At 69.8% G+C, this 24,130-nt stretch carries 22 protein-coding genes; 10 read left to right on the top strand and 12 right to left on the bottom strand.

Annotation, left to right across the window (positions count from 1 at the left end):
* Positions 1–20 precede the first annotated feature (20 nt).
* Positions 21–659 (top strand): lysoplasmalogenase family protein, encoded by a 639-nt coding sequence (locus tag HDA39_RS05385; protein ID WP_184794128.1) that lies wholly within the window; start codon positions 21–23, stop codon positions 657–659.
* On the opposite strand, the gene HDA39_RS05380 is transcribed toward HDA39_RS05385, so the two are convergent.
* From HDA39_RS05380 to hisD, 11 genes are all read right to left on the bottom strand, one after another.
* On the bottom strand, positions 623–2,020 hold the full coding sequence (locus HDA39_RS05380) for an alkaline phosphatase PhoX (RefSeq protein WP_184794127.1): 1,398 nt from the start codon (positions 2,018–2,020) through the stop codon (positions 623–625). The genes HDA39_RS05385 and HDA39_RS05380 overlap by 37 nt on opposite strands.
* 108 nt (positions 2,021–2,128) lie before the next feature.
* The gene (locus HDA39_RS05375; RefSeq protein ID WP_184794126.1) at positions 2,129–3,433 is read right to left on the bottom strand and encodes an ABC transporter substrate-binding protein; all 1,305 of its coding nucleotides are present in this window, start codon (positions 3,431–3,433) and stop codon (positions 2,129–2,131) included.
* Between the two features lie 40 nt (positions 3,434–3,473).
* Positions 3,474–4,580 (bottom strand): branched-chain amino acid ABC transporter permease, encoded by a 1,107-nt coding sequence (locus HDA39_RS05370; RefSeq protein ID WP_184794125.1) that lies wholly within the window; start codon positions 4,578–4,580, stop codon positions 3,474–3,476.
* The gene (locus HDA39_RS05365) at positions 4,577–5,464 is read right to left on the bottom strand and encodes a branched-chain amino acid ABC transporter permease (RefSeq protein ID WP_184794124.1); all 888 of its coding nucleotides are present in this window, start codon (positions 5,462–5,464) and stop codon (positions 4,577–4,579) included. Before HDA39_RS05365 ends, HDA39_RS05370 begins: the two co-directional genes overlap by 4 nt.
* Positions 5,461–7,293: an AMP-dependent synthetase/ligase gene (locus HDA39_RS05360; RefSeq protein ID WP_184794123.1), complete on the bottom strand. Its 1,833-nt coding sequence runs from the start codon at positions 7,291–7,293 to the stop codon at positions 5,461–5,463. Before HDA39_RS05360 ends, HDA39_RS05365 begins: the two co-directional genes overlap by 4 nt.
* Complete coding sequence (locus HDA39_RS05355) at positions 7,290–8,111, bottom strand: ABC transporter ATP-binding protein (RefSeq protein ID WP_337925637.1); 822 nt, start codon at positions 8,109–8,111, stop codon at positions 7,290–7,292. Before HDA39_RS05355 ends, HDA39_RS05360 begins: the two co-directional genes overlap by 4 nt.
* Positions 8,108–8,893 carry an ATP-binding cassette domain-containing protein gene (locus HDA39_RS05350; RefSeq protein ID WP_184794121.1) on the bottom strand — a complete coding sequence of 262 codons (786 nt, stop codon included), beginning with the start codon at positions 8,891–8,893 and terminating at the stop codon, positions 8,108–8,110. Before HDA39_RS05350 ends, HDA39_RS05355 begins: the two co-directional genes overlap by 4 nt.
* A gap of 289 nt (positions 8,894–9,182) precedes the next feature.
* Positions 9,183–9,824, bottom strand: a complete 642-nt coding sequence (gene hisH, locus HDA39_RS05345; protein WP_184794120.1) for an imidazole glycerol phosphate synthase subunit HisH — start codon at positions 9,822–9,824, stop codon at positions 9,183–9,185.
* A gap of 121 nt (positions 9,825–9,945) precedes the next feature.
* Entirely contained in the window at positions 9,946–10,545 is a 600-nt protein-coding gene (hisB, locus tag HDA39_RS05340) for an imidazoleglycerol-phosphate dehydratase HisB (RefSeq protein ID WP_184794119.1), read from the bottom strand.
* A 76-nt stretch (positions 10,546–10,621) separates the two neighbouring features.
* Positions 10,622–11,740 carry a histidinol-phosphate transaminase gene (locus HDA39_RS05335; protein ID WP_184794118.1) on the bottom strand — a complete coding sequence of 373 codons (1,119 nt, stop codon included), beginning with the start codon at positions 11,738–11,740 and terminating at the stop codon, positions 10,622–10,624.
* Positions 11,740–13,128 (bottom strand): histidinol dehydrogenase, encoded by a 1,389-nt coding sequence (hisD, locus tag HDA39_RS05330; protein WP_202892882.1) that lies wholly within the window; start codon positions 13,126–13,128, stop codon positions 11,740–11,742. The genes HDA39_RS05335 and hisD overlap by 1 nt, the downstream gene beginning before the upstream one ends.
* A gap of 77 nt (positions 13,129–13,205) precedes the next feature.
* Here hisD and HDA39_RS05325 point away from each other — a divergent pair, with 77 nt between their 5' ends.
* From HDA39_RS05325 to HDA39_RS05315, 3 genes are read left to right on the top strand one after another with little or no spacing between them, the layout of a single operon-like run.
* On the top strand, positions 13,206–13,874 hold the full coding sequence (locus HDA39_RS05325) for an LON peptidase substrate-binding domain-containing protein (RefSeq protein ID WP_184794117.1): 669 nt from the start codon (positions 13,206–13,208) through the stop codon (positions 13,872–13,874).
* A 43-nt stretch (positions 13,875–13,917) separates the two neighbouring features.
* A complete protein-coding gene (locus HDA39_RS05320) occupies positions 13,918–14,154 on the top strand; it encodes a ribbon-helix-helix domain-containing protein (protein WP_184794116.1) in 237 nt (78 codons plus the stop codon).
* Positions 14,154–14,459 (top strand): type II toxin-antitoxin system PemK/MazF family toxin, encoded by a 306-nt coding sequence (locus HDA39_RS05315; protein ID WP_184794115.1) that lies wholly within the window; start codon positions 14,154–14,156, stop codon positions 14,457–14,459. The genes HDA39_RS05320 and HDA39_RS05315 overlap by 1 nt, the downstream gene beginning before the upstream one ends.
* A gap of 1,840 nt (positions 14,460–16,299) precedes the next feature.
* On the opposite strand, the gene ilvD is transcribed toward HDA39_RS05315, so the two are convergent.
* The gene (ilvD, locus tag HDA39_RS05310; protein WP_184794114.1) at positions 16,300–18,150 is read right to left on the bottom strand and encodes a dihydroxy-acid dehydratase; all 1,851 of its coding nucleotides are present in this window, start codon (positions 18,148–18,150) and stop codon (positions 16,300–16,302) included.
* 202 nt (positions 18,151–18,352) lie between these two features.
* Between ilvD and HDA39_RS43615 the strand changes: the two genes are divergently transcribed.
* The 6 genes from HDA39_RS43615 to HDA39_RS05280 are packed head-to-tail and all read left to right on the top strand — an operon-like array spanning position 18,353 to position 23,995.
* Positions 18,353–19,399 (top strand): methyltransferase domain-containing protein, encoded by a 1,047-nt coding sequence (locus HDA39_RS43615; RefSeq protein ID WP_184794113.1) that lies wholly within the window; start codon positions 18,353–18,355, stop codon positions 19,397–19,399.
* A 38-nt stretch (positions 19,400–19,437) separates the two neighbouring features.
* Positions 19,438–20,280 carry an AraC family transcriptional regulator gene (locus tag HDA39_RS05300; protein ID WP_184794112.1) on the top strand — a complete coding sequence of 281 codons (843 nt, stop codon included), beginning with the start codon at positions 19,438–19,440 and terminating at the stop codon, positions 20,278–20,280.
* Entirely contained in the window at positions 20,277–20,699 is a 423-nt protein-coding gene (locus HDA39_RS05295) for a VOC family protein (RefSeq protein ID WP_184794111.1), read from the top strand. Before HDA39_RS05300 ends, HDA39_RS05295 begins: the two co-directional genes overlap by 4 nt.
* 47 nt (positions 20,700–20,746) lie before the next feature.
* Positions 20,747–22,585, top strand: a complete 1,839-nt coding sequence (gene recQ, locus HDA39_RS05290; protein WP_184794110.1) for a DNA helicase RecQ — start codon at positions 20,747–20,749, stop codon at positions 22,583–22,585.
* 54 nt (positions 22,586–22,639) lie between these two features.
* Positions 22,640–22,834, top strand: coding sequence for a hypothetical protein (locus HDA39_RS05285; protein ID WP_184794109.1), 195 nt, complete (start codon positions 22,640–22,642; stop codon positions 22,832–22,834).
* A gap of 60 nt (positions 22,835–22,894) precedes the next feature.
* Positions 22,895–23,995: a hypothetical protein gene (locus HDA39_RS05280; RefSeq protein ID WP_184794108.1), complete on the top strand. Its 1,101-nt coding sequence runs from the start codon at positions 22,895–22,897 to the stop codon at positions 23,993–23,995.
* Positions 23,996–24,130: the final 135 nt, after the last annotated feature.

Here is a 24,130-nt window from a genome sequence, read left to right as displayed (position 1 = left end):
GAGTCGGCACACTCGACCGCATGAGCCTGAGCAAGCTGATCGCCGGAAGGAAGCACTCAGCTGTTTACTGGACCGCTTCGGTGGTGCACGTAGCAGCGGTCGCCTTCGACGTGAAGATCCTCCGGCAGGCCAGCAAAGCCACTCTCATGCCCTTGCTCCTCGCCTGGTCGCGCACCCGCGAAGCCCCTCCACTGCTCCAGGCGGCCTTGCTCGCGTCGGCCGCCGGCGATCTCCTGCTGGAGACCGAGCTCCAGTCAGCCGGCATCGCCGCCTTCGCCGCGGCCCACGCCTGCTACCTGGCGCTCATGCTCCCGGAATCCACCCAGCGCTCGTGGCGCGTCCTCGCGGCGTACGGCGCGCTCTGGGCCGCGCTCGTCGCGGTCCTCTCGCGCGGGCTCGGCTCCCAGCGCGTCCCGGTCGCGGCGTACGCGTTGTTGCTCACGGCAACCGCTGTGGTCTCCCGCTGGCACAACCCGCGCAGCGGCGCCGGCGGCGCGCTGTTCCTGGTCTCGGACGCGCTGATCGCACTCCGGCTGGCCGGGCACGACTTCCCGGGCCGGAGCGCGCTCACGATGGCGACGTACGCCGGAGGCCAGTACCTGCTGACCTCCGGCGTCACGAATCAGCGCCTGCGCCGCCAGGGGCCCGTGATCGCGTAGGTGATCCCGGGCGTGTAGACGTTGAAGAACATCGTCCGGCCGTCGGCGGAGAAGCCCGCGCCGGCCAGCTCGCCGTACTCCGGCTCTTCCGGCGTCCCGTTGTTCACCCGGTTCCGCGCGAACTTGAAGACCTCGCCGTCCTCCGTGGTGCCGAGGATGTGCTGCTCGCCGAGGCCGTCCTCGCACATCATCAGCCCGCCGTACGGCGACATCGTGATGTTGTCCGGGGCATCGAACTCGGGGTCGTCCGAGCCGGGCGACGGGCGGGTGAAGATCACCATCAGCCGCAGCGTCCGGCGCCGCGGGTCGTAGCGCCAGACCTGTCCGTCGTGGTCGACCTTCGGGCCGAGCTCGGTCCGCGCGAACGACGAGACGAAGTACACGCAGCGGTCCAGCGAACCCCACCAGCAGCCTTCGAGCTTGTACCCGCCGGTGATCGGCTTGGCGTAGTCCTGGGCCCGGACCGACTCCGACGTCGCCAGCGGGTCGGGCACCTTGACCCACCGCACGCCGCGGAACTCCGTGCCCGGCTCCTGCACCACCGACAGGTCCGGCAGGTCCGGGATGTGCATCGCCTGCAGCTCACCACCGGCCCGCAGGCTGCCCCAGCCGCCGCGCGGACGGTTCGGGAGGAAGCGGTAGAACCCGCCGAGCGGCGCGACGAAGGCGTCCTCGGTCTCGTACACGATGCCGGTCGACGGGTCGATCGCGACGGCTTCGTGCTGGAACCGGCCCATCTGCTTCAGCGGCGTCGGGTGCACGTTGCGGCGGTCGTCGTACGGGTCGACCTCGAAGATGAAGCCGTGGTCCTTGGTGTAGCCGCTCTCGCCGGCCTTGAGCTCGGTCTCCTCGCAGGTCAGCCAGGTGCGCCACGGGGTGATGCCGCCGGAGCAGTTGATCGCCGTACCGCCGAGGCTGGTGAACTCCTTGGTGGAGTGGTTGTGCCGGTCGACCACCAGCGTGCTGGTGCCGCCGAAGCCCATCGGGTCGTAGGTCCGCTCCGGCGGCGCCTTCACGCCGATCGTCGCGGTCGGGCTGCACTCGTGGTTGCGGACCAGCCGGTTGCCGCCGTGCCGGTCCGGGAAGGTCCCCATCCCGTCGAACCGGCTCGGCGTCTTCAGCCCGTCCTTGCGGACGGCGCCTTCCCGCGAGAGCACCTGGTAGCTGAACCCGCGGGGCAGGTCGAGCATCCCCTTGGGGTCCTCGATCAACGGCCCGTACCCGATCTTCGGCCCGGACGTGCCCAGCGCCGGCTGAGCGGTGTAGAGCGCGTCGACGGACCCCACCACACTGACCGCGACTCCGGCCGCGGCCGCTCGGGCGACGAACTGACGCCTGGACAGGGGATTTGTTGCGGTCACGGCGGGCCTCCTTGTGCGTACAAGCAGTTGTCGCCAGTGAACGTACGGTAAACAACAACCCAACAGCAAGAGAACGAGTGTCAGGCACTCACCGTGACCGCAGTGAATCTACTGGTAGCAGGGCTTGGTGAAGTCGTAGTCGGCAGCAGTCTTGCCGGTGAAGAAGTCCTTCTCCACGGCCACGCCCGTCGGTGAGGGCGCGTCGACCTTGGAGATCAGGCTCTGCCGGAAGACGCGGTCGTTGGGCTCGCCGCCGTACTTGCCGGCTTCGGCGGGCAGCATGCCTTCGTAGTCGACCGTGGTGAGCGACTTGACCGCGGCCAGCAGGCCGGGGCGGGTCAGGTCCTTGCTCTCGACGGCCTTCTCCAGCGCGGCCTTCATCGGGTACGACCAGACCCAGCCGGCCGTGTAGCCGTCACTCGGCGCGGCCTTGAACGCGGCGTCGCCGACCGACTCGCGAAGCGCCTTGTGCCCAGGCGTGTCCGTGCCGTACGGCGCCCACGGGCCGGACTGCAGGTACAGCGCCGTCAGCGCCGGCGCCGCCGGGCTCTTCAGCAACGCCGGGTTCCAGGTCGGGCTGACCCCGATGAACTTGCCCTTGAAGCCGGCCTGCGCGGCACCGCCGACGATCGTGGCGGCCTCGGTCGGACCGGTCGCGAGAACGACCACGTCCGGCTTCGCGGCCACCAGCTTGGTGATCGCGGCGCCCTGGTTCTCCTGCCCGGCCGCCGTCGGGATGTCGGTGAACGTCAGCCCGTTCCCGGTCGCCGCGAGCTTCGCCCCGGCCGCGGCGTCGTCGCCGTAGTCGCCCGGGAAGTGCACGGCGGCGACGGACTTCGCCTTCAGCGTCTCCACGCCGTAGTCGACCGAGTTCATCGACTCGAAGCAGTAGTTCGTCCCGGACTCCAGGATCACGTCCTCGAACGCCCACGCCGACGTCCACGAGGCCGGTACGGCGATCACGTTGCTCGACTTCAGATCGGCCAGGATCGCCGCGGTCGGAGGCGAGCCGAGGGTCTGCGCGAGCCCGAGCACGTTCGGCTTGATCTCGGCGTACACCTCGTTGTGGACCTGCGGGTTGTACTTGTTGTCCTTGGTGTACTTGACCACGTCGACCTCGTAGCCACCGATCCCGCCGGCCGCGTTGACGCGCTTCCAGAACGCCTTCTGCCCCTCGGTCACCGGGACCCCGAGCGCCTTGAACGGCCCTTCGGTCAGGTCCGAGATGACGCCGAGGTAGATGCAGCCCTTGGCCTGGTCGACCGCGCTCGGGCACGGTTCCTTGGTCACCCCGACGTCGAACTTGACGCCCTCGCTGCCTTCCTGCGTCTCGGGTGCGTCGTTGCGGCACCCGGCAACGGCCAGTACGGCGGCCACCAGACCCACCGCGACCGTCCTGCGACTTCTGTTCATCGCTCTTCCTCCTCAGCCTCCCCAGCTCCGCCCTGGCGGGTCAGTGCGAGAACGGCCACGACTTCCAGTAGGTGCGGATGCGGATCCAGATCCCGAACAGCCCTCGCGGTTCGAAGATCAGGAAGCCGATGATCAACAGGCCGTAGAGGATCGCCTCGACCTGGAAGACCGTGATGCCCCCGGCGGTGGAACTGCTGCTGACGAACGGCAGCACCGCCGGCAGTTCGCGGGTGACCCGCGGCAACAGCGTGATGAACAGCGCGCCCAGCACCGATCCCGAGATGGTCGCCACGCCGCCGACCAGGATCATCGCGATGTACTGCACCGACAGCGCGAGGTTGAACGACCCCGGCTCGACGAAACCGATCATCACGTACAGCAGCGCCCCCGCGACCCCGGCGTAGAACGACGACACCGCGAAGGCGACCATCTTGTACCGGGTCACGTCGACCCCGATCACCTCGGCGGCCAGGTCCCGGTCGCGGACCGCGGCCAGCGCCCGGCCGATCCGCGAGCGGACCAGGTTCCGGGCCAGCACACCGAAGATCACCAGCAGCACGAACATCAACAGGTACAGCTTCTGCGCCTTGGTGAAGAACGCCCCGTCGACGGCGAACTGCAAGCCGAACAGCTCCGGTACGGCGGCCGGCCGCCCGACGCCCACTCCCCCGGTCAGCTCCCGCCAGTGCTTGAACAAGTGCTCCCCGATGAACACCAGCCCGAGCGTCACCACCGCCAGGTACAACCCCCTGAGGCGCGCGGCCAACGGCGCGACGATCAACCCGGCCAGCCCGGCGACCAGCCCGGCCGCCAGCAACCAGATCGGCAACGACGTGATCCCGAACCCGATCAGCCGGGTGCTGTCCGGATCCCCCGACAGCGCCGCTGCCGTGTAGGCCCCGATCGCCAGGAAGAACGCGTGCCCGAGCGACACCTGCCCGGCGTACCCGGTGACGAGGTTGAGCCCGATCGCGCCGATCGCCGCGACAAAAGCAGTCGCCAGTACGACGAGCAGATCGTCCTCGAGCATGAACGGCAGGGTGATCGCGGCGAGGGCGAGGACCAGCGTCCACCACCGCTTGCCCGGCGTGTTGAGCAACGCCATGTCCTGCCCGTACGCGGTGTAGAGCAGTGGGCGCCCTCTCATATCCGCTCCACCTCTCGCGTTCCGAAGAGTCCGTACGGTCTGACCAGGAGGACGAGCAGCATCAGCAGGTACGGCACCACGAGGAAGAAGTCGCCACCGAAGACCGGGCTGACCGAGCCGCCGTAGTTGCCGACCAGCGCCTCGACCACGCCGATGGACAGGCCCGCGACGACCGCGCCACCGAGCGAGTCGAGGCCGCCGAGGATGATCACCGGCAACGCCTTGAGCGCGGTCAGCCAGAGGTTCTGCTCCAGCCCGATGCCGGTCGAGAGGAACACTCCGGCGAGCCCGGCCAGCATCGCCGCCAGCGCCCAGGACAACGAGAACACGCCGCCGACCGAGACGCCCTGGGCCTGCGCGACCTCCTGGTCCGACGACGCGGCGCGCATCGCGAGGCCGGTCCGGGACCAGCGGTAGAAGGCGAACAGGGCCGCGACGACGACCAAGGTGGTGACGAGGGTGGCGAGGTGCCGCTGGTCGATCGTCACGCTGCCGACCTTCAGTTGCTTCAGGCCCCAAGGGTCGCCCATCTGGCGAATGTCCACGCCGATGAACGAGTTGACCACCGTACGGATCACCACGTCGACGCCGAGCGTGATGATCGCGATCACGAACACCGGCTTGCCGATCATCGGCCGCAGCGCCACGCGTTCGACGCCGACGCCGAGCAACCCGGTCAGCAGCAACGCGAGCACGACCGCCAGGAAGAAGTTCATCTGCAGCACGAGATGGCTGACCAGCACGCCGCCGGCCATCATGAACGCCGGCTGGGCGAAGCTGATCACCCGCATCGACTTGTAGACGATCACGAACCCGAGCGCCAGCAGGGCGTAGATCGAACCGTTGCCGAGACCACGGACCACCGTCGCGACGAGGTCGTTCACCGGGCACCTCCGCGGTACATCGACTCGACCAGTTCGCCGTACGCCGAGGTGACGGCGCCGCGCTTCACCTTCTGCGTCGCGGTCAGCTCGCCGTCCTCGTGCTCGAGCAGCTTCGGCAGCAGCCGGAACGTCTTCACCTGCTCGACCGTCGCGAACCGCTCGTTGACCTCGTCGACCACACCCTGCACGAGCTTCAGAACCTCGGGCTTGGAGCTCAGGTCCCGGTACGTCGAGTAGGGCAGTCTCTCCTGCTGGGCCCAGTGGCCGACCGTGTCCGGCTCGATCCCGATCAAGGCGGTCAGGTACTTGCGCCCGTCGCCGATCACCACCGCCTCCTTGAGGTACGGCGACGCCTTCAGCGCGTTCTCGATCTCCGACGGCGCGATGTTCTTGCCGCCCGCGGTGATGATCAGGTCCTTCATCCGGTCGGTGATCCGCAGGTGCGTCCCGTCGACCCACTCGCCGACGTCGCCGGTGTGCAGCCAGCCGTCCGGGTCGAGCATCCGCGCGGTCGCCTCGGGGTCGTGCCAGTAGCCGGCGAACGTCCCGTCGTGCCGGGTCAGGATCTCGCCGCTGATCTCGTCGATCCTCAGTTCGACTCCCTCGTGGCGTTCGCCGACCGTGCCGAGCTTGACCCGGCCCGGACGGTTGGCGGTGGCCACGGCCGAGTTCTCGGTCATCCCGTACACCTCGTGCATCGGCAGGCCCAGGCCCATGAAGAACCGCAGCACCTCGGGCGCGATCGGCGCGGCACCGGAGGCGGCGTACCGGACCTTGCGCAGGCCGACGCGGTCGAGCAGTGCGCGGTAGCAGATCAGGTACCCGATGGCGTGGACTGCTTTGGAGGCAGGGGTGTGCTTGCCGCCGTTGGCCGCTTTGACGGTGCCGATCCAGTCCGCCTGCTCGAGCCAGAAGGTGCCGACGGACCGCTTGAGCAGGCCGGCGGACGAGATCCGGATCTGGATGCCGGCGGCGATCTTCTCCCAGATGCGCGGGACGCCGAACAGGATGCTCGGCTGGACCTCGTGCAGGTTGGTGGCGACGGTCTCGATCGACTCGGCGAAGTGGACGCAGACACCGGCGCCCGCGCCGAACCAGCAGCTGAAAACGCGCTCGGCGACGTGGCAGAGCGGGAGGTACGAGAGAACGCTGTCCTTCGACGACGGCGGCGGGGCGGTGAAGCCGCCTTGCTCGACCAGCTCGCGGATGGCGTAGTCGACGTTCGCCACGGTCAGCATCACGCCTTTGGGCGGGCCGGTGGTGCCTGAGGTGTAGACCAGCGTGGCGACGTCGTCGGGCTGAGTCTGGTCCATTCTTTCCGCTACGGCGGTTGGGTTCTCGGTCCGATGCTCGTGGCCGAGGGCAAGGAAGTCGGGCCAGGCGAGCAGCCGCGGGTCGTCGTACCGGTGTCTGATGCCGCGGGGTTCGAGGTAGACGATGTGCTCCAGCTCGGGCAGCTCGTCGGCGACGGCCAGCGCTTTGTCGACCTGCTCCTGGTCCTCGGCGATCAGGACGCGGGAGCCGGAATGGCGGAGCAGGTAGGCGACCTCGGCCGTCGGGTTCGTCGGGTAGAGCCCGACCGTGACCGCCCGTACGGCGACCGCGCCGACGTCGGTGTAGAGCCACTCCCGGCGGTTCTCGGAGTGGATCGCGACCCGGTCGCCGGGCTCGATGCCAAGAGCAAGCAACGCGTGACCCACCAACGTTGCCGTGTCCCAGTAGCCGGCCCAACTGACTTGTTGCCAGAGCCCGAGATCCTTTTCTCTCAAAGCGATCAGGTCGGGTGTGCTCTCGGCTCTCTGGCGCACCCGAGTGGCGATCGTCCTCATGGCACGATCCTGTGCTCTTCGCCCAGGTAAGCGCGCACCACGTCGGGGTCGGCCGCGACCTCGCGCGGGCGGCCGGTGCGGATCGGGCGGCCGAAGTCGACCACCATGATCCGGTCGGCCAGATCCATCACCAGGCCCATGTCGTGCTCGACCATCACCATCGGCAGGCCCAGCTCGTCGCGGATGTCGAGGATGAACCGGGCCATGTCCTCGGTCTCCTCCAGGTTCATCCCGGCGACCGGCTCGTCCAGCAGCAGAAGCTTCGGCTCGGCGGCGAGCGCCCGGCCGAGCTCGACCCGCTTCTGCACGCCGTACGGGAGCAGGCCGACCGGCATCCGCCGCCACTGCGCGAGCTCGAGGAAGTCGACGATCTCCTCGACGGCCTTGCGGTTGGCCAGCTCGTTGCGGCGCGCCTTGCCGAGCCACGCGAAGGCCGCGAGCACGCCGTACGGGTTGTGGTGGTGGCGCCCGAGCATCAGGTTGTCGAGCACCGTGAGGTTGGAGAACAGCTCGATGTTCTGGAAGGTCCGCGCGATGCCGAGCCGCGCGATCGCGTGCGGTTTGCGGCCGATCAGCTCCTCGTCGCCGAAGCGCACCGAGCCGCGCTGCGGCCGGTAGACGCCGGAGAGCACGTTGAAGATCGAGGTCTTCCCCGCGCCGTTCGGGCCGATCACCGCGAACAGCTCGCCGGGGTCGACGGTGAAGCTGACGCCGTTCAGCGCGGTCACGCCGGAGAACTCCAGCAGCACGTCGTCGAAGCTGAGCACCGGTCGGGTGGTCGCGGCGGTGTCGTCCGGCCGGGTCTCGGTGGCGGTCACGACAGCCACCTCTTCCGCCGGCGGTAGTGCTTCACGTCGCGGAACGACCGGGACGAGCCCTCGGCGCCGAGTCCGAGGTAGAACTCGCGGACGTCGCCGTCGGCCAGCAGGTCCGCGGCCGGCTTGTCCATCACCATCGCGCCGTTCTCCAGCACGTAGCCGTGCTCGGCGATCGCGAGCGCCATCGCGGCGTTCTGCTCGACCAGCAGCACCGTCGTCCCGGCGCGGTTGATGTCGACGATCACGTCCCGGATCTGCTGGACGATCATCGGCGCCAGGCCGAGACTCGGTTCGTCCATCAGCAGGTACTTCGGGTCGGACATCAGCGCGCGCCCGATCGCCAGCATCTGCTGCTCGCCGCCGGACAGGTAGCCGGCCACCTTGCGGCGCCGGTCGGCCAGCACCGGGAACAGGTCGTAGGTCCGGTCCAGGTTGGTCTTCAGCGCGCGCGGCTTGACGTGTCCACCGATCCGCAGGTTCTCCTCGACGGTCAGCTCGGTGAAGATCCGGCGGCCTTCCATCACCTGTTTGATGCCCAGGGCAGCGATCCTGCTGGGCCCGAGACCGTGCACCGGTTCGCCGTCCAGCGTGATGGTTCCGCGGCTGATCTTTCCGTCGTGCAGGTCGAGCAGGCCGGACAACGCGCGCAGCAGCGTGGACTTGCCGGCGCCGTTCGCGCCCAGCAGCGCGACGATCTTGCCCTGGGGCACCTCGAGGCTGACGCCGCGCAGCACCAGCATCACATCGTCGTAGACGACCTCGAGATTCTTCGCTGCCAGCACGTCCGGCCTCCTGGATCCCCGAAGGTTCCCACCGTCCTGGCGAGTGAGTGTGACAGCACCGATGTCATCTACGGAAGAGGTCCGGCCCGGAAATCGGACGCGGATTACCGAACCGTGATCGGCGCAGGCTGACGCCGAACGCCCTGGTCAGGAGTGAACCAGGGCGACGCCGTGGTACGGCGATGTACCTCGGCGAACGTCCGAAGAATCCACATGCGTCCGAAGAACCCGAGGCTATAGCGCACTCTTCTTCGGACGCATCGCACTTCTTCGGACGCTGGCGGCTCGCTCAGAGCGAGCGGACCCAGTTGGCCAGCAGCTCGGCTCCCGCGTCACCCGACTTCTCCGGGTGGAACTGGGTCGCCGTCAGCGGCCCGTTCTCGACCGCGGCGACGAACCGGTCCTCGCCGTACGTCGACCAGGTGACCTTCGGAGTGACCGACTCGCGGGTGTCCTTCAACGCCCACTCGCGCACGCCGTACGAGTGCACGAAGTAGAACCGCTCCTTGTCGATCCCCTCGAACAGCGTGCTGCCGCCCGGGACGTCGACCGTGTTCCAGCCCATGTGCGGGACCGGCTCCTGGTGCTTCGGCTGCAGCCGCTCGACCGTGCCCGGCCACTGCTCGCAGCCCTCGGTCTCGACGCCGTGCTCGATGCCCTTAGCGAACAGGATCTGCATGCCGACGCAGATCCCGAGCACCGGGCGCCCGCCGGTCAGCCGGCGGTCCACGACGACATCGCCGCGGACCGACTTCAGCCCCGTCATACAGGCCTCGAACGCCCCGACCCCAGGAACCAGCAGACCGTCCGCGTCGAGCGCCTGCTGGTAGTCGGCGGTGACGGTGACGTCCGCGCCGACGCGCTGCAGGGCGCGTTCACCGGACCGGATGTTGCCCGAGCCGTAGTCGAGCAGGACGACCTTCTTGCTCACAGGGCCGTCCTCACAGGTCCCCCACCGGGCGCCGTGCTCACCGGGCCATCCTCACAGGTCGCCCCACCAGTCGCCGTGCTCACAGGGCCGTCCTCACAGGTCCCTCCGCCAGTCGCCGTGCTCACAGGGCGCCTTTGGTGGAAGGGATCCCGGGCTGCCGCGGGTCCAGCTCGGCGGCCGCGCGCAGTGCTCGCGCGAACGCCTTGAACTGCGCCTCGACGATGTGGTGCGGGTCGCGCCCGGACAACACGCGGACGTGGATGCAGATCGCCGCGTTGAACGCGAGCGTCTCGAACACGTGCTGGGTCAGCGATCCGGCGTAGTCGCCGCCGATGATCGCGTAGACCTGGCCGTCGGGCTCGCCGGTGTGCACGCAGTACGGCCGGCCGGACAGGTCGACCGTGCAGTGCACGAGCGCCTCGTCCAGCGGCACGGTCGCGTCACCGAACCGGCGGATGCCCTTCTTGTCACCGAGCGCTTCCTTCAGCGCCTGGCCGATGCCGATCGCGGTGTCCTCGACGGTGTGGTGCGCGTCGATCTCCAGGTCGCCGACCGTGTTCACGTGCAGGTCGAGCAGCGCGTGCTTGGCCAGCGCGTTGAGCATGTGGTCGTAGAAGCCGACCCCGGTGGAGATGTCGGCGCGCCCGGTGCCGTCGAGGTCGAGCTCGACCAGCACCTTCGACTCACTCGTCTCCCGGTCGATGCGGGCAGTGCGACTCATCCACGTCCTCGCTTCGCTCCGGGCGCGGATGAGGCTCGGTCCACGCTGTCCTGTTCGATGAGCTCGCTGCGCTCACTCATGATTGCCTTCCGATGTCGGACTTGAGCACCTTCTCCAGGGACGCGCGGAACGCGGCCATCTCGGCGGCGGCACCGATCGAGACCCGCAGCCAGCCGTCCGGGCCGGTCTCGCGGATCAGTACGCCGTCGTCGAGCAACGCCTGCCAGACCGCGTGCCGGTCGGTGAACGTGCCGAACAGGACGAAGTTCGCGTCCGAGTCGACCGCCTTGAGGCCCTGCGCCCGCAGCCAGTCGACCGTCTCGTCCCGCTCCACGCGCAACTGCTCGACCCGGCCGAGCAGCTCGTCGGAGTGCCGCAACGCGGCCCGCGCGACCGCCTGGGTGACGGCAGACAGGTGGTACGGCAGCCGGACGATCCGCAGCGCGTCGACCAGTTGCTTGCTCGCGGCAAGGTAACCGACCCGGGCCCCCGCCAGCGCGAACGCCTTCGAGGTGGTCCGGGCGACGGCCAGGTTCGGGTACGCCGGGAGCAGGCTGGTCGCGCTCGGCGTACCGGCCCGGCGGAACTCGGCGTACGCCTCGTCGACGACCAGGACGGCCCCGATCGACGCCGTCCGGCCGGCGACCGCCTCGACCAGCTGGATCGGCAGCGCCGTACCGGTCGGGTTGTTGGGTGAGGCCAGCAGCACGACCGACGGGCGGTGCCGCGAGATCGCGGCCAGCGCCTTGCTCTGGTCGAGCGTGAAGTCGTGCGACCGGCGGCCGACCACCCAACCGGTGTTGGTGTCGCGGGCGTACTCCGGGTACATCGAGTACGTCGGCGCGAACGACAGCGCGGTCCGGCCCGGGCCGCCGAAGGCCTGCAGGAGGTGCAGCATGACCTCGTTGGACCCGTTGGCGGCCCAGATCTGCTCGGCGGTCAGGTGCGCGCCGGACTCGCGGCCCAGGTACGCGGCCAGGTCGGCGCGCAGGGCCAGGAAGTCGCGGTCGGGGTACCGGTTCAGACCGCGCGCGGCCTCGGCGACCGACGCGGTGATGTCGGCGACGACGGCGTCACTCGGCGGGTACGGGTTCTCGTTGACGTTGAGCAGGAACGGTACGTCGAGCTGCGGTGCGCCGTACGGCTCGAAGGCTTTCAGCTCGTCACGCAGCGGAAGCCCGTCGAAGCGCGCCATCAGCTGTCACCTGCGGACGCTGCGGCGTTGTCGGCGGACGCCGCGCCGTTGTCGGCGGACGCCGCGGCCGGCTCGGGGAAGCGTGCGGACACGGCTGCCCCGTGGGCCGGGAGGTCCTCGGCGTTGGCCAGGGCGACCACGTGACCGGCGACCTCCTGCAGCGCGTCGCGGCTGTAGTTCACGACGTGCATCGCCTTCAGGAAGCTGCGCACGGACAGACCGGACGAGTGGCACGCGCATCCAGCGGTGGGCAGCACGTGGTTCGACCCCGCGCAGTAGTCACCCAGCGATACCGGCGACCACCCACCGACGAAGATCGCGCCGGCGTTGTTGATCAGCGCGGCCCGCTCCTCGGCGTCCTCGGTCTGGACCTCCAAGTGCTCAGCGGCGTACGCATCAACCAGCACAGTCCCCTGGTCAAGGTCGTCGACCAGCACGATGGCGGACTGCTGCCCACCCAGCGCCTCGGTCACCCGCTCGGCGTGCTTGGTCTTGGCAACCTGCACCGGCAATTCAGCCTCCACCGCAGCCGCCAGCGACTCGCTCGGCGTCACCAGGACACTGGCCGCCATCGGGTCGTGCTCGGCCTGGCTGATCAGATCCGCGGCAACGTGCACCGGGTCGGCCGTGTCGTCAGCCAGTACGGCGATCTCGGTCGGCCCGGCCTCGGAGTCGATCCCGACCTGCCCGAGCAGAAAGCGCTTCGCGGCAACGACATAGATGTTGCCCGGACCCGTGATCAGGTTGACCTTGCGGCATCCGTCGAACCCGTACGCGAACCCGGCGATCGCCTGCGCGCCGCCCATCGCGTACACCTCGTCGATCCCGAGCATCGCGCACACCGCGAGCACCGTCGGGTGCGGCAGCCCCCCGAACTCCTTCTGCGGGGGCGATGCGACAGCGAGCGAGGGCACCCCGGCGACCTGAGCCGGTACGACGTTCATCACGACGCTGGAAGCCAGCGGCGCACGCCCGCCCGGCACGTACAGCCCGACGCGCTGCACCGGCACGAGCCGCTGCGTGACCCGCCCACCCGGCGCGGGCTCGGACGCGACGTCGCCGCCGAGCTCGTCCTGGCTGACCTCGCGCACCCGGCGGATCGACTCCTCGAAGGCGCTGCGCACCGTCGGGTCGAGCTCCTCCAGCGCGGTCTTCAGCGCCTCGGCCGGGACCCGCAGGTCGTCGACGCGGACCTGGTCGAACTTCTCGCCGTACTCCCTGATCGCCTCGAGACCACGATGCCGGACGTCCAGACAGATCGGTCGGACGACGTCGAGAGCCTTCTCGACGTCGAACACGGCTCGGGGCACCAGGGCGTGAACTTCGGCAGGGAGATCGTTGAGCTCTCCGGCCGCCACTCGGCCCCGCAGGTCGACGCGGCGAATCATGGGCCCAGTCTAGTGGTCACACCAGTTGTGCCGTGGTTCGGCGTACGGACTGTGGATGGTTGCCCTAGGCTCGACGTATGGACTCTCGGCTGCCGCTGCTCACCGTCGAGACGGTGATCTTTCCGGGGCTGGTGCTCCCACTGCCGATCACGGACGCCCAGGGGCGATCGGTGATCCGCGACCTGGTCGAGAACGGCGGCGAGATGGTCTGCGGCGCGATCGCGGTCCGGGACGGGTACGAACTGGGCGACCGGGTCTTCCGCTCGCTGTACGGCACCGGCTGCGCGGCCACCATCTCCGAGATCACCATCGACGCGGACGACGACGGCCCGGTCGAGGTCACGCTGACCGGCAACCGCCGCTTCAAGGTCGACGAGCTGGACAGCGGCGGCGACTACCTGGTCGCGGACGTCGAGTGGCTGGACGAGGAGCTCGGCGACGACCCGCTCGGTACGGCGACGATCGCCGTCGAACGCTTCCGCCGCTACGCCGCCGCGGTCACCGAGATCTCCCGCCCCGGCCTGCACATCGGCTCGCTGCCCGACGACCCCAGCACCCTGTCGTACCTGATGTCGGCGGCCACCACCCTGCTCACCCCCGAACGCCAGAAACTGCTCGAGGCCCCCGACACCACCACCCGCCTGGCCCACCTGATCGGCCTCCTCGACGCCGAGCTCACCGCGATCAAGGCGATCCCCTCCCTGCCCGACACGGACATGTCCTGGTCCACCATGAACCCGAACTGAGCGGTCCATACCGGGCTGAATCCCACGGTGGTATCGTCGTGGTATGAGCAAACAGATCACCGTCCGCCTGCCGGACGAGCTGGTCGACTTCATGGACCGGCTCGTCGACGCCAACCTGGCCCCCTCCCGCGCCTCGGTAGTAGCCCGGGCGATGGAACGCGAGCGCCGCCGCGACCTGGCCGCCCGCGACCTCGCCCTGCTCACCGAGTACGGCGAACCCTCCGACCTCGACGGCCTGGCCGCAACCGCCGGCGGAACCGTACTCACCGACCTCGACTGATGCGCCCCATCCACATCGCCCGCCTCGACAAGCCCCGCCCCGTCGTCGTCCTCACCCGCGAACTGATCCGCCCCCGCCTCACCAACGTGACCGTCGCCCCCATCACCAGCACCATCCGAGGCCTCTCAACGGAAGTACTCGTCGGCCCCCAGAACGGCCTCGACCACCCCAGCGCCATCAGCTGCGACAACATCCAAACCATCCCCAAACTCCAGTTGGGCCGCCTGATCGGCTACGTCCTCCCCGACCAAGAGCCTTCCCTCACCGAAGCCATCACCCTGGCCTTCGACCTGGAGCTTCTGTAATCCCCGGCGCTCGCCTTCGAGCTGTCGCGCCTCCACGCTGAATCCCCGCACTCCCGTGCATGCACCCCACCGCCGTCCCGCTGAATCCCCGCGTGACCTAAGCGTGCCGCCCCAAGCTGAGTCCTCGCGTGACCTACGCGTGCCCCTCACCCCCCCCCGCTGGGTTCTCGCGCGAACTACCCGCACCCTCACACCCCGCCGCGCTGAGTCCTCACGTGAACTACCCACACGCCCACCGGACCCCATGACTCCCCGGACGCCCACCGCGCCGAATGCGCGCGAACCCGCAAGGCCACGACCACACCGACCCACGCGAACCCCACTCCCCCGCGCGCTGAGTCCTCGCGCAGATCACACCTGAGACCGGCACCGCCCACCTCAAACCCACCACCAACCCAGCCCACCAAACCGCCACCACCTGACGCCGCCACCCGCCGCTGGCAACCCCGTGCAACCAAGCCCACCGCTCTCCCACCAGCCCCACACTCGTCGCAAGCGATCCTCGCGGAGTGCGGCCCGCACGGTGGCGCCCGCCCGGCAGCCCTCACGCGCTGCTGCTCACCCGGGGCGCATCCGGGCCGCTGCTCACCCGGTGGTGTTGCCCGCGTGGTGGTGTCCGCGTGGTGGTGTCCGTGCTGTGCTGCCCGCGGAGTGGCGCCCGCCCGGCGGTGCTCACGAGGTGCTGCCCACGTGCCACTGCTCACGCGGTACCGCTCGCCCGGTGTTGCTGCCCGCGCGGTGGTCCTCGCGCCGTGGGTGCTCGCGCCGTGCGGCTCGCGCGGTGGCGCCCGATGGTGTACCGGGTGGTGCTGTCCGCGTGCTGCTGCTCACGCGGTACCGCTTCACAGGGTGGTTGCCCGCGCGGTACTGCTCGCTCGGTGGTGCTCGCAGTGGTCCTCGCGCGCTGCCGCCCGCGCGGTGGTCTCCGCCCGGCGTTGCCCGAGTGGTGCCGCTCGAGCTTGCTCCTCGCGAAGCGGTGCCCGGGCGGTAGCGCCCACCCGGTCGTCGTCGCGCGCTGCTGCTCACCCGGTGGTGCTTACGGCGTGGTGCTGCCCGCGCGGCGGTGTTTGCGGGGTGGTGGTGCCGCGAGGTGTGCCCGGCTGCTGGTGGTGCAGCCCGGTGGTGCCCGCGCGGCGGCGCTAAGTGCCCGGGTTGTGCAGGGTGCTGCTTACCCGGTGGTGCTGCTCGCGGGGTGATTCTCGCGCCGTGCTGTCCACGCGGTGGTGCCCGCCCGGCGGTGCTCGCGGAGTGCTCCCCGCGTGGTGCTCGCGGCGCTTATCCTCGCGGGGCCTGCTCGCGCGCTGGTGACCGCGGAGTGGTGCTCGCACGGTGGCGCCCGCGTGGGTGGCGCCCGCCCGGTGCTCCCTCGCCCGGTGCTGCACCCGCGGTGCGGCGCGCCCGGTGGTGCTAACGGGTGCTGCCCGCGCCGGTGCCACCCGCCCGGTGGTGCTCACGGGGTGGTGCTCGCACGGTGGCCCCCGCCCGGCGGTGCTTCGGGGCGTGCCGCTCGCGCGCGGTGGTCCTCGCCCGATGGTCCCGCCGCTCGCCGGGTGATGCCCGCGTGCTGCTGCACCCGCGGTGCTGCCCACGCCGTGGCGCTCGCACCCGTGGTGCCCGCGGGGTGGTCCTCGCGAGTGGTGCCCGCCCGGAGCGGCCCGCGCTGCCCCCTGGGTGGTGTTCGCGGGGTGGTGCACGCGCGGTGGTGCACGCGCGGTGGTGCACGCGCGGTGGTGCACGCGCGGTGGTGCACGCGCGGTGGTGCACGCGCGGTGGTGCACGCGCGGTGGTGCACGCGCGGTGGTGCACGCGCGCCCGGCCGGGGGCCGGGCGCGCGAGGGGGTCAGGCGAGTTTGGTGACGTCTCGGACTGCGCCCTTGTCGGCGCTGGTGGCCATGGCGGCGTAGGCGCGGAGGGCTTGGGAGACCTTGCGGTCGCGGGACTTGGGGGCGTAGATGCCGTTGAGGGCCACGCGGCGGGCGTCCAGTTCGGTCTCGTCGACCAGGAGGTCGATCGAGCGGTTGGGGATGTCGATGCGGATCTGGTCGCCGTCCTGGACCAGCGCGATGGTGCCGCCGGAGGCTGCTTCGGGTGACGCGTGGCCGATCGACAGGCCCGACGTACCGCCCGAGAAGCGGCCGTCGGTGACCAGTGCGCAGACCTTGCCGAGGCCGCGGCCCTTCAGGAACGACGTGGGGTAGAGCATCTCCTGCATCCCGGGCCCGCCCTTCGGGCCCTCGTACCGGATCACGACGACGTCGCCGGGCTGGACCTGTTTGGCGAGGATCTTCTCGACGGCTTCCTCCTGCGACTCGCAGACCACGGCCGGGCCCTGGAACGTCCAGATCGACTCGTCGACGCCGGCGGTCTTCACGACGCAGCCGTCCTCGGCCAGGTTGCCCTTCAGCACCGCCAGGCCACCATCGGTCGAGTACGCGTGCGCGCTGTCGCGGATGCATCCGCCGGCCGCGTCGGTGTCCAGCGTGTCCCAACGCTCCGACTGCGAGAACGCGGTCGCCGACCGCACGCACCCGGGCGCGGCGTGCCACATCTCGACGGCCTCCGCGGACGGCGAACCGCCGCGCAGGTCCCACGTCTTCAGCCACTCGTCGATCGAGTCGCTGTGCACGGTGTGGATGTCCTCGTTCAGCAGACCACCCCGGTACAGCTCACCGAGGATCGCCGGGATACCGCCGGCCCGGTGCACGTCCTCCATGTAGTACGTGCCCCCCGGCGCGACGTTCGGCGCGACCTTCGCGAGGCACGGCACCCGCCGGGAGACGGCGTTGATGTCGTCCAGCCCGAAGTCGACCTCGGCCTCCTGCGCCGCGGCCAGCAGGTGCAGGATCGTGTTGGTGGAGCCGCCCATCGCGATGTCGAGCGCCATCGCGTTCTCGAACGCGGCGCGGGACGCGATGTTGCGCGGCAGCACGTTCTCGTCGTCGGTGTCGTAGTACCGCTTGGTGATCTCGACGACCGTGCGCCCGGCGTTCTCGTACAGGGCCTTGCGGGCGGTGTGGGTGGCCAGGACCGAGCCGTTGCCGGGCAGGGACAGGCCGATCGCCTCGGTCAGGCAGTTCATCGAGTTCGCGGTGAACATGCCCGAGCAGGACCCGCAGGTCGGGCAGGCGTTCTCCTCGATCCGCTGGATGTCGGCGTCGGAGACGTTCTCGTTGACCGCCTCGGACATCGCGTCGATCAGGTCCAGCTTGCGCACGGTGCCGTCGACCAGCGTCGCCCGGCCGGCCTCCATCGGTCCGCCGGAGACGAACACGGTCGGGATGTTCAGCCGCAGCGCGGCCATCAGCATGCCCGGGGTGATCTTGTCGCAGTTGGAGATGCAGATCAGCGCGTCGGCGCAGTGTGCCTCGACCATGTACTCGACCGAGTCGGCGATCAGGTCGCGCGACGGGAGGCTGTAGAGCATGCCGCCGTGGCCCATCGCGATGCCGTCGTCGACGGCGATCGTGTTGAACTCGCGCGCGATGCCACCGGCCGCGTGAATCGCTTCGGACACGATCCGGCCCACCGGCTGGAGGTGGGTGTGCCCCGGCACGAACTCGGTGAAGCTGTTCGCCACGGCGATGATCGGTTTGCCGAAGTCCTCCCGCGCTACCCCGGAGGCCTGCATGAGCGCGCGGGCGCCCGCCATGTTGCGACCGTGGGTGACAGTACGGGACCTCAATGCAGGCACGACGGTATCTCCTCGCTTCTCGGACTGCTCACCTAGCATGTTGCCACTCCCGTCCCGAATGCCGAAACGCCGGTCCCACATCCCGGCAGCTCACCCGGCCACGTCCTGGTTCCAACGGGATGTTCGCGTCGCGTACGACGGGAAGTCGCCACGCCCCAGGGCGAGTGTCCGAACGTCGCGCGCCGTCCTGCATCTTGTCCCTGTGAGCACACTTGACGACGCCGTACCGGTAGCCACCACCGGATCAGACCCGATGGAGCGGCTCGCGCTCTCCCGCGCCGCGCGAGACCAGGTGGAGACCTGGGCGAACGGTGCCCAGGCGCTGGCCCTGCTGACGTCCCTGCGGGACCGTGGGTGGACGCAGTTCCTCCTCGAACGCCGCGAGCTCGCCGCGCTCGCCGACTTCTCCGGCCTGCCGCCGGACCGGCTGACCGACGTCCTCGCCGTTCTCGAGGCGCACGGGATCGTGGAACAGTTGGACGGGCACGTACAGCTGAGCGCATCCTTCGAGGCGCTCGCCGCCGCGGATGCCTGGATCGGATTGGACGACCTGCTCGATCGCTCCGAACTGATGACACGGCTGACCCGTACGGCGGCCGAGGAGCCCGGACCGCTGCCGCTGACCGAGCCGGACGCGCTCGTGGTCGCTCGCGCGGCGGGTGGCGCGGCAGGCGCCGTGACGAAGGCGCTGTACGAGCAGATCTTCGTCCCGCAGTTGCCCGAGCTGTCCGCCGCGATCAAGGCCGGCCCGTGGCTCGACGCCGGCTGCGGAGTCGCCTGCGCGACGCTGACGCTGGCCTCCCTGTACCCGGAGATGGAGGCCGTCGCGATCGAGCTGGTCCCGACGGTCGCCGCTGAGACCGTACGACGGGCGGAGGCGTTCGGCGTGACGGATCGGATCGACATCCGGGTGATGGATGCGCGGGAGCTGGACGAAGCGGACAGGTTCAGCGGTGCGTTCTGGGCGCAGCCGTTCTTCCCCGAGCAGACCCGAGCGGAGACGCTCGCCATGCTGCTGCGGGTGCTGCAGCCAGGCGGCGTACTGCTGATGCAGGAGATGGAGCCCGAACCGGACGAGGCCGATCGACCGGCGTACAGCCTCCGGAAGCTGGTCGCGCACGGCTGGGGTGTGCCGTTCGGCCGGACCGCCAAGCAGTTGGCCGACGAGGCGAAGACCGCGGGTTTCGAGATCGAACGTCTGGCCCGCACCGACTTCGGCCGCCTGGTCATCGCCCGCCGCCCAGTCTGAGGGGAGCTTTTGTCGGGTCCGCGATCTAGCCTGGGGCGATGGAGGACTTCGAGCTGCAGGCGCACCGGGTGCATCCCGCGCTGCGCCCGTACCTCGACGACCTGATCGGCTACGACTACCGCGGGGAGCCGCCCGAGCTGCACCGCGGGCTGCCCTCCCGGTCGCTGACTGTGGTGATCACGCTGGACGAGCCGCTGGGCATCGCCTGGCCGGACGCGCCGACGCAGAAGTTCGAGACCCTCGCCGGTGGACTCCACTCGACAGCCGTGCGGATCGGCCAGTCCCCCAACCGGGCCGGGCTCCAGCTTGCGCTCACGCCGGCCGGCAGCCGCGCGCTGCTCGGTCTCCCACCGAGCGAGCTGGCCTCGATCGTGGTCCCGCTCGACGACGTACTCGGCCGGCCCGCCCGCGAGCTCAGCGAGCAACTGCGCGAGACACCCAGCTGGGCGCAGCGCTTCGCCATGGTGGAGCAACTGCTGCTCGAGGCCTGGCGCAACGAGCCTGTCCCCCAGCCCCGCGCCGAGATCTGCTGGGCCTGGCAACGGCTCGCACAGACCAGCGGCGGCGTCGGCGTACAGGACCTGGCGACCGAGGTCGGCTGGGGCCGGCGTCACCTGACCGAACGTTTCCGTCAGGAGTACGGACTCGCGCCCAAGGTCGCTGCCCGCGTGATGCGTTTCGAGCAAGCCGTCCAGCGGCTGAAGCACGCGCCGCGGACCAAACTCGCAGATCTGGCCGCCGATCTCGGCTACGCCGACCAGGCGCACCTGTCCCGGGAGTGGAACGCGCTCGCCGGCTGCTCGCCGCGGCAGTGGATCGCCGAGGAACTCCCATACGTTCAAGACGAACCTCTCGTGGAGAAGGCAGAGTCGTGGACATGAACACAACACAGAGCACTGGGCGGATCGGCGTCTGGCCGACGCTGATCTACCGCGACGGACAGGCCGCACTGAAGTTCCTCACCGAAGGGCTGGGGTTCACGCTGGTCGCCTCCTACCCCGGGGTCGCCGAGGGATCGATCGCGCACGCCGAACTGCTGTGGCCGCACGGTGGTGGGGTGATGGTCAGCTCGGTCGACCGCAACGCCGAACCCAATGAGTTCGACCGCTTCGTCGGCCAGGCACAGGGAAGTTATCTCGTTCACGACGATCCGGATTCCCTTTATCCACAGGTGATCGCGGCCGGTGCGAAGGTGCTGCGCGAGATGCGCGAGGAGGACTACGGATCGCGCGGGTTCGCCGTCACCGATCCCGAGGGCAACGTCTGGAGCGTCGGGACGTACGCCGGCGAGACCAAGTAATCCACAGGGTCCCCCCGCGAACCTCGCGACCTCCGTAGAATCGCCGCGTGGCCGAAACGACACCGGAACTGCCAGACTCCGAAGCCCTGCAGGTCCTGCACAGGGTGTTCGGGTACGACGCGTTCCGCGGGGAGCAACGCGACATCATCGAGACCGTCGTCGGTGGTGGGGACGCGCTCGTCCTGATGCCGACCGGCGGCGGCAAGTCACTGTGCTACCAGATCCCCGCGCTGGTCAGATCCGGCGTCGGGGTGGTGATCTCGCCGCTGATCGCGCTGATGCAGGACCAGGTCGACGCGCTCACCGCGCTCGGCGTACGGGCCGGCTTCCTGAACTCGACGCAGGACTTCGAGCAGCGTCGCGAGGTCGAGCAGGCTTTCCTGGCCGGCGACCTCGACCTGCTCTACCTGGCGCCCGAGCGGCTGCGGGTCGACGCGACGGTCCGGCTGCTCGACCAGGGCAAGATCTCGTTGTTCGCGATCGACGAAGCGCACTGCGTGTCCCAGTGGGGGCACGACTTCCGCCCCGACTACCTGATGCTGTCGGAGCTGCACGAGCGCTGGCCGGACGTTCCGCGGATCGCGCTGACCGCGACGGCGACCGAGGCAACGCACGCCGAGATCGCCACCCGGCTGAACCTGACCGAGGCGCGGCACTTCGTCGCCAGCTTCGACCGGCCCAACATCCAGTACCGGATCGTCGGCAAGGACAGCCCGCAGCGCCAGCTGCTCGACCTGCTGCGCACCGAGCACGCCGGCGACGCGGGCATCGTCTACTGCCTGTCGCGTAACAGCGTCGAGAAGACCGCCACTTTTCTGACCCAGAACGGGATCGAGGCCGTGCCGTACCACGCCGGTCTGGACAGCCGGACGCGTGCGAAGAACCAGTCCCGCTTCCTGCGCGAGGACGGCCTGGTCGTGGTCGCGACGATCGCGTTCGGGATGGGCATCGACAAACCCGACGTACGGTTCGTCGCGCACCTGGACCTGCCGAAGTCGGTCGAGGGGTACTACCAGGAGACCGGACGCGCGGGTCGCGACGGTCTGCCGTCGACCGCCTGGCTCGCGTACGGGCTGCAGGACGTCGTGCAGCAGCGCAAGATGATCGACACGTCCGAAGGCGACGCGGCGCACCGGCGCCGGCTCGGTTCACACCTCGACGCGATGCTCGCGCTGTGCGAGACCGTGCAGTGCCGGCGGGTCCAGCTGCTCGCGTACTTCGGCCAGCAGGGCGAGCCGTGCGGCAACTGCGACACCTGTCTGGTCCCGCCGGAGTCGTGGGACGGCACGATCCCGGCGCAGAAGCTGCTCTCCACGGTGTACCGGCTGCAGCACGAGCGGAACCAGAAGTTCGGCGCCGGCCAGGTGATCGACATCCTGCTCGGCAAGACGACCGAGAAGATCAAGCAGTTCCGGCACGACGACCTGAGCGTCTTCGGCATCGGGACCGAGCTGAAGGACACCGAGTGGCGTGGGGTGATCCGGCAACTGCTGGCCCAGCGGCTGCTCACTGTCGAAGGTGACTACGGCACGCTGCTGCTGACGGCCGAGAGCGCCGAGGTGCTCGGTCGGCGCCGCGACGTGATGATGCGGCGCGAACCCGAGCGGGTCGGGCGGTCGAAGTCGTCGGGCGGCGGGAGCAAGAAGAAGGTCGTCGACCTGCCCGCCGAGGCGGCGCCGGTGTTCGAGCGGCTGCGCGCCTGGCGGGGCGCGACGGCGAAGGAGCAGGGCGTACCGGCGTACGTGATCTTCCACGATGCGACGCTGCGGCAGATCGCGACCGATCTGCCGGGCTCGTTGACGGAGCTGGGCAAGATCAGCGGCGTCGGCGAGAACAAGCTGGCCAAGTACGGCGAGGGGGTGCTGGAGGCGCTGGCTGCGGAGTAGCTGGGCGGGCGGGCTCGCGGGTTGAGCGGCAGGGATCGCTGTGCGGCGTCTGGTGTGCGTAGTGGCACCGAGGTCGTCGGCGACCTGTGCATCGCGCTGTTCGGGTTGTGCTCGGTGCTGTCGATCCCTGATCTTGTCGGTCAGCGGCTCGTCGGAGGTAACGCGTTTCCGCGGCCCGGCGGCTCGTCGATCGGCGGTCGGCGGCTCGTCGCTCGGCGGGTCGGCGGCTCGGCGGGTCGGCGGGGGTAACGCGTTGGGGAGGTCGGCGCGTCGTACGGGGTGGAGACTCCGACGACGAAGGGCTTTGCCTTGCTGACCTCTGTGCTGACCGGGTTGCTGCTCACGACAACCGTGGCGGGTGCTGCCGCGCCGGCGCCGATCGACTGGACCGAGACGCCGACCGAGCTGGGGACCGCGGTGCTCTACACGACCGAGCGTGCCGATGGCGCGCAGTGGAGTGTGGGGATCTCGCTCGAGCAGGACGGTGAGGCGTTGCGGTTCCACCCGCTCGCGGCGTACTGGGACGGGAAGGCTTGGCGTCGTACGGAGAGTTCCGTGGCGGACGGTCGGTTGGACGATCTGCTCGTTCGCTCGCGGAGCGACGTGTGGGCGGTAGGCGCGACCGAGGACCCGGAGAACGGCGACCGGGCGTTGCTGCAGCGCTGGAACGGGATGGCGTGGAGCCGGGTGAAGAATCCGGTCGAGCCGGTGGCCGGCTCCTCGCAGTACACGGCTGTGACGGCCGCTGGAGCAGGGGTGCTGGTCGGCGAGGCTGCGACTGATGCGGACGGGAACTACCAGACCGCCGTACGCCGGTACGCCGGCGGGAAGTGGACGGCGCTGCCGAGTGCGGGCTTGCAGCACATCATCTATCTCGATGACCTCGAGCAGGTTTCGCCGCAGGACGTGTGGGCGGCGGGCATCGGTGGGATGGCCCGGTACGACGGGAAGGCGTGGCGGGAGGTGAAGCTGCCGATCGACATGCCGACCGATCGGCAGTTCGAGATCGCGCAGCTGGTGGTGCGCGCGGCGGACGACATCTGGGCGGTGGGTGAGAAGCCGAGCGAGGAGTTCTGGCGGCAGCCGCTGGCGCTGCACTTCGACGGGAAGAAGTGGACCGAGGTCGCGGCGCCGGTGCGGACGGGGCAGTTCCACGACCTGGAGTTCGTCGACGGGCGTCCGGTGGCTGTTGGCGGGGATCCCACCACGCAGGAGCCGATCGTGGCTGAGCTGTCGGGCAACGCTTTTGTCGAGACGACCGCTCCCCCCGGTGCTGGGTATCTGCACGGGTCGACCGTGGTCGGGCGCTGCTTGTGGGCGGTGGGTGTGGCTGCTCCCGGTGGGACTGTTGAGCAGCCGTACGCCGCCGTGGGCACTCACCGGTCGAGCACTCCGAAGGCCTGCCGCTGAAGGGCACAAGGGGCCTGGGTGGATCGGGACGCAGGCGGCCTGGGGCGGATCGGGACGCGGGCGGCCTGGGGCGGATCGGGACGCGGGCGGCCTGGGGGTGGATCGGGACGCAGGGGGCCTGGGGCGCCGGACGCG

It is taken from the genome of Kribbella italica, from assembly GCF_014205135.1.
Lineage (GTDB): Bacteria > Actinomycetota > Actinomycetes > Propionibacteriales > Kribbellaceae > Kribbella > Kribbella italica.
Note: the sequence above shows the minus strand (reverse complement) of the source record. Positions and strands in the feature narration are given on the sequence as shown.

Bases quoted from the DNA above. Each gene is read 5' to 3' on its own strand.
- hisB (WP_184794119.1), bottom strand. From the start codon at position 10,545: ATGAGTCGCACTGCCCGCATCGACCGGGAGACGAGTGAGTCGAAGGTG.
- HDA39_RS05300 (WP_184794112.1), top strand. From the start codon at position 19,438: ATGGAGGACTTCGAGCTGCAGGCGCACCGGGTGCATCCCGCGCTGCGC.
- HDA39_RS05315 (WP_184794115.1), top strand. From the start codon at position 14,154: ATGCGCCCCATCCACATCGCCCGCCTCGACAAGCCCCGCCCCGTCGTC.
- HDA39_RS05320 (WP_184794116.1), top strand. From the start codon at position 13,918: ATGAGCAAACAGATCACCGTCCGCCTGCCGGACGAGCTGGTCGACTTC.
- HDA39_RS05295 (WP_184794111.1), top strand. From the start codon at position 20,277: ATGAACACAACACAGAGCACTGGGCGGATCGGCGTCTGGCCGACGCTG.
- HDA39_RS05335 (WP_184794118.1), bottom strand. From the start codon at position 11,740: ATGGCGCGCTTCGACGGGCTTCCGCTGCGTGACGAGCTGAAAGCCTTC.
- HDA39_RS05360 (WP_184794123.1), bottom strand. From the start codon at position 7,293: ATGAGGACGATCGCCACTCGGGTGCGCCAGAGAGCCGAGAGCACACCC.
- HDA39_RS05370 (WP_184794125.1), bottom strand. From the start codon at position 4,580: ATGAGAGGGCGCCCACTGCTCTACACCGCGTACGGGCAGGACATGGCG.
- HDA39_RS05375 (WP_184794126.1), bottom strand. From the start codon at position 3,433: ATGAACAGAAGTCGCAGGACGGTCGCGGTGGGTCTGGTGGCCGCCGTA.
- hisD (WP_202892882.1), bottom strand. From the start codon at position 13,128: ATGATTCGCCGCGTCGACCTGCGGGGCCGAGTGGCGGCCGGAGAGCTC.
- HDA39_RS05385 (WP_184794128.1), top strand. From the start codon at position 21: ATGAGCCTGAGCAAGCTGATCGCCGGAAGGAAGCACTCAGCTGTTTAC.
- HDA39_RS05325 (WP_184794117.1), top strand. From the start codon at position 13,206: ATGGACTCTCGGCTGCCGCTGCTCACCGTCGAGACGGTGATCTTTCCG.